The organism is Waterburya sp. (genome assembly GCF_058530065.1).
The window spans coordinates 1-5,151 of sequence record NZ_JBZNBU010000030.1 but is presented as its reverse complement, the minus strand read 5'-3'; the positions used below and the strand labels follow the sequence as shown (position 1 = coordinate 5,151).

The following is a 5,151-nucleotide window of genomic DNA, read 5'->3' as shown; positions in this document are numbered from 1 at the left end:
GTTAAAAATAGCTCTGACCGATTTAAAATCGAGTTTCATAACGGACGTTTTAAAATCCCTGGTGCAGATGCTTGGCATAGCTATTGGCAAGAACCATACTATTTACTCCTGACAGTTCCTTGGTTGGGTTTTATTCTACTAATGGCTTTGTCTTATGTGATGATTAATGTTATTTTTGCGCTCGCCTATTCCATGGGAGGAGATTGTATTGCTAATGCCACCCCAGGTTCGTTGGGAGATGCCTTTTTCTTTAGCGTACAAACCTTAACTTCAATTGGCTATGGCTCAATGTATCCCACAACAGTCTATGCAGATACTCTAGTAACTGTAGAAGCGTTGGTAGGGATAGTAGGAATTGCTCTAATGACGGGATTAGCTTTTACTAAATTTTCTCAACCCACAGCTAGAGTGCTTTTTAGCAGTGTTGCAGTTATCTCTAATCATAATGGTATTCCAACCCTAATGTTAAGAGCAGCCAACCAGCGACGCAATCAAATTATTGAAGCTCAAATTCGCGTTTACTTAATGAGAGACGAAGTTAGCACTGAAGGACAATATATGCGCCGATTTCATTTACTCAAGTTAGTACGCAGTCAAACTCCTAGATTTACTCTCAGTTGGACGGTAATGCACCAGATCGACGAACAGAGTCCTTTATGGAGTGCCACTGAAGAATCTTTGATTAACACTAGATCCATGCTGATAGTTTCTCTTAGCGGTGTGGATGAAACTGTTGCCCAATCGATTCACGCACCCTATTCCTATGCAGCCCAAAATATTATTTGGGGACATCAATTTGTCGATATTATTCAGCAAACATCAGAAGGACACCATTTTGTCGATTTTAATTGTTTTCACGATACAGAGCCTGCGGAAATTATAAATTAATCAAAACAATGTTAAATTTTTTTAATAGCAAACCACTCTTTAATTCCCAAAGCGATCGCTCTAGCTAATTTTCTTTGTTCGATACTGTTAGTGATCCATTCAAATTCTTCGGGATTAATCATAAAACCCAATTCCAATAATATCGATGGTGCGGTATGAGGGCGAGTTAAGGCTAAATTATTCCAAAATACTCCTGCATCAGTACGGTTTAATTTTTCAACTAAATAGTTATGTAAGAAAGTGGCAGGGGCATGAGCTTGAGTGTTATACCAAAAAGTACTAATACCTTGGGTATTTTCTGCATCGCCACTATCGGGTAAAGCATTGTAATGGATGGAAATAGCCAAGTCTGGTTTGATTTTATCGATCGCAGCCATTCTTTCTTTTAAGGAAACATCTTGATCTGTTTCTCTAGTTAAATGAACTGTTGCGCCCAATTTAATTAATTCTTGCTCGACTAATTTGGCGATTAATAAATTGATTTCTTTTTCAGGATAGCCAGTTGGTCCTTTTGCACCAGATTCTTTTCCTCCATGTCCTGGATCTAATAATATTTCGATATTATTGAGCGGTTTTCCTGGAATAAGGCGATCGCTTTTTGTGTTTGAAGAATCATCAGATCCCAGACTGTCAAAATCGAACAAAGGTATAGCTTCTGGTGGATGGCGCAAAGCAAACACCAAACTACTCCCTTGATAATATAAATCGTATCCCCACTGCTGTTGGCTATTAAGCTCAAAAGTATAATCGATCTGCGTTGGCGATTTCTGTTGCCAGTCGAGGCGTTTAATTATGGGATCGGGATCTAATCGAATAGTATCGGTTTGGGCGGTAGTGTTGTGCAAAGATAAAGTAATACTATCTTCTTTTTGTTCGATCTCTACAGGTACGGGAGACTGTAAAGGAAAAATAATCTCTGTCGTCGATGCCTTTTGCTCTGATGTAATTCCACGAACGATTGACTGTGGGGGAATATTACCCAATATTGGTTTTGTTTCTGACTTTTTAATCCAAGCACCATAGTCCAATCTCCACCATTCTCCCTCTTCTCCTGTAATTCTTGCCCTACTTCCCTTTGGCAAAGGTGTCAGACGAGAATAATTGGTACTAGCACCAGTTCTAGCAACTCCTGCATCTGCAATCACTTCAATTACCTGTATATCTTTGGGAGAAAGTATTTTGATTTCTCCCTGACCTTCTTCTCTGATACTTTCCCCATCTTGTTCTAATTCAAACAGTGGTTTTCCATAGTTGCGAGGTAAATCCAAAGTAGTGCATCCTTTATATTGTCCTGCAAGAGAATTTTTTCTAGGTTTATTCTCTGCTGTCAAAACGGCAGAATTGGCAGGCAATTCAATAGATTCTACTTGAGGCAATAAAACAATCTTACTTTTGCCGACTTTGACCGAAACTTTAGCATCTGGTGTTGCTACCGCACTAAAACAAATTGGTTCGTCGGGCAGACGAGCAAGATCTACATTAGGAAATAAAGAGTTACTAGCAAATGTAAAATCTTTTGGTGCTTCTATCTGACTGCTGTTACGGGTTACGACAATTTCTAATTCTTCATCTCCATAGCGAATTTTAAAGACGTTTTCTCCAATGTTTAAAGGAAGACTAGGAGCAAAATGTCCCCCTCGACTGCGATTTTCAATTTCTGACCCATTAATAAAAACTGGTTCTTGAGGAGGTGCAGTACCAATAAAAAAGATTTTTTCGGCGACAGTTTGATGTTCTGGTGGGGGATAAACAACCGATAAAGGAGACTCTGCCAAAGCAGGTAGAGAAATCGCCACCATACCGCTCACAATCAGAATATTGCTTAATACTGCCAGACCGAAAAATCGTTTCATTTATTTACTTTTATAGATCTCTATTATTTCCATCCCGAACGATCCATAATCTTAACCGCATCTGCATTATTCTTCCCGTAAGCAGAAACATTAGTCGTATCTTCTTTGAAATCCCCCCCAAAACTTTCAACTACAGGATTGACAGGAGTTCCTTCTACCACGGGATATTCATTATTACCCAAAGCAAAAAACTCTTGTGCCTTTTCGTTAGCCAAGTATTCCAAAAAAGCGATCGCTTGTTCTTGATGAGGAGCATTTTTCAACATTCCCGCACCGCTAATATTAACGTGTGTTCCTCGATCCTCTTGATTTGGGTAAATTACGCCAACTTTATCAAATACTTCTGGTTGGTCGTCATATCTAGCTAAATAGTAGGTATTAGCAATAGTTAGATCTCCTATTCCTGCTGCTACTGCTTCAATATTTCCCGTATCGTTACTTTGAGGAGAACGAGCCAAATTTGCCACCAAGCCCCTAATCCATTGTGTAGTTGCTTCTTCTCCTTTTTCTTCTAAAATTCCAGCAACTAAAGATTGATTGTAAATATTGCTAGAAGAACGCATCAGTACCTTTCCTTTCCACTTAGGATCTGTTAAATCTTCATAGGTTTTAATATCTTCAGGCTTTACTTTATCTTTGTTATACATAATCACCCTGGCACGCTTGCTATAGCCAAACCAAAGATTTTCAGGATGGCGCAAATGCGCGGGAATTTTTTCAGTTAGAATTTCAGATTCTACAGGGGCAAACATTCCCGTTTGCTCGGCACGCCACAACCTTCCTGCATCCACTGTAATCAAGATATCCGCAGGACTATTTTCTCCCTCGCTTTTAATTCTCTCAATTAGTTCGTCAGCTTTACCCTCAATTAATTTGACTTTAATTCCTGTTTGCTCGGTAAAACCCTCATATAGTTGGTCGTCAGTGTTGTAGTGGCGAGAAGAATAGATATTAACCTGTCCTCCTATTTTCTCTCCTGATGGGGTATCAGTTTTCCCTGATTGTTGTTCTGGACTTTGACTACAACTAATAATTAAAGCAGCAGTAGCAAGACTTATAAAAAAACGTCGAGAATATTGATTGATTAAATTGCTCATTATAGAATTTACAAGATTGTTGTCTGGAAAAATAATTATTTTTAGATTTCCTATATTACCTGTTTTTATAACTTTTGAGAATTTTTCTCAGTAATTTGCAAAACTAATCAACCACAAAGAAGGTAGAAGTAAAACAACATACTGAAAACAAATTTTTCTCTGTCTACCGTTCTTGTTTTAATCCCGATAGCATTTAAGCCAGAGGAAAGCCCAAGCTTTCTCTTTGTTCTAAATATAACTGCGCTACTTGTCGAGCCATGCCACGAATCCGTCCAATATAACGAGTACGTTCGGTAACGGCAATTACTCCTCTAGCATCTAATAAATTAAAGCTATGAGAACACTTCAGTACATAGTCCAAACTAGGAAGCACTAAACCGCGGTCGATTAACTGCTTAGCTTCTTTCTCATAAAGACTAAATAGATTAAATAATAAATCTGGATCGGACGCTTCAAAATTATAAGTACATTGTTCGATTTCTCCCTGAAGGAAAATATCTCCGTAGTTCAAGCGTTCGTTCCATTGAATTTTAGTAATGGCATCCACATTTTGAAGATACATTGCCAATCTCTCCAACCCATAAGTAATCTCAATCGATACTGGACGACAATCAATACCACCACATTGCTGAAAATAAGTAAATTGAGTTACTTCCATGCCATCCAGCCATACTTCCCAACCAGCACCCCAAGCACCAACCGCTGCATCTTCCCAATTATCTTCAACAAAACGAATATCATGGTCATCTGGATTAATTTCTAATGCTCTCAAGGAATCCAAATAAATTTCTTGAATATTATCGGGAGAAGGCTTAATTAAAACTTGATACTGATAATAATGCTGAAAACGATTGGGATTTTCACCATATCTTCCGTCAGTTGGTCTTCTACATGGTTCTACATAAGCAACCGACCAAGGTTCGGGTCCCAATGCCCGTAAGAATGTATTAGGATTTTTAGTCCCAGCACCTTTTTCCGTGTCATAGGGTTGAGCGATCGAACAACCGCGATCGCTCCAAAAATTATTTAGAGTGGTGATAACTTCTTGAAAAGATAAAGACATAAAAAAATCTAAAAAAATATCCGCCCAAACACCATAGCATGACTGAATTTGAGAAAGACAAAAAAAGTTTTTTAACTAAAATTCTCTAAAAGAGTTGACATTAGTATAGAAGTTGCCTATATTGGTAAATGCGCGGTTTGAAGCCTTGGGGCAGCAAACCGCAGCCAGAACCTAGACAAATCAATAGTTTGACGGTTTTTAATCACAGAGCTTGTGGGCTAAAAAACATTAAAATCCATCCCCTGATCCG

At 38.5% G+C, this 5,151-nt stretch carries 4 protein-coding genes; 1 reads left to right on the top strand and 3 read right to left on the bottom strand.

All coding sequences use genetic code 11. The annotated features are described in order from the left end of the window. The first annotated feature begins 27 nt into the window (after window positions 1-27). Complete coding sequence (locus AC33VI_RS02055; RefSeq protein WP_491780609.1) at window positions 28-888, top strand: ion channel; 861 nt, start codon at window positions 28-30, stop codon at window positions 886-888. Between the two features lie 11 nt (window positions 889-899). Here the strand turns inward: AC33VI_RS02055 and AC33VI_RS02050 are convergent, their stop codons facing one another. The 3 genes from AC33VI_RS02050 to glyQ form a co-directional block, all read right to left on the bottom strand. Then, window positions 900-2,741, bottom strand: a complete 1,842-nt coding sequence (locus AC33VI_RS02050) for an N-acetylmuramoyl-L-alanine amidase (protein ID WP_491780608.1) — start codon at window positions 2,739-2,741, stop codon at window positions 900-902. A gap of 23 nt (window positions 2,742-2,764) precedes the next feature. Then, window positions 2,765-3,838, bottom strand: a complete 1,074-nt coding sequence (locus tag AC33VI_RS02045) for a Fe(3+) ABC transporter substrate-binding protein (protein WP_491780607.1) — start codon at window positions 3,836-3,838, stop codon at window positions 2,765-2,767. 193 nt (window positions 3,839-4,031) lie between these two features. Beyond that, window positions 4,032-4,901 carry a glycine--tRNA ligase subunit alpha gene (gene glyQ, locus AC33VI_RS02040; RefSeq protein WP_491780606.1) on the bottom strand — a complete coding sequence of 290 codons (870 nt, stop codon included), beginning with the start codon at window positions 4,899-4,901 and terminating at the stop codon, window positions 4,032-4,034. Window positions 4,902-5,151: the final 250 nt, after the last annotated feature.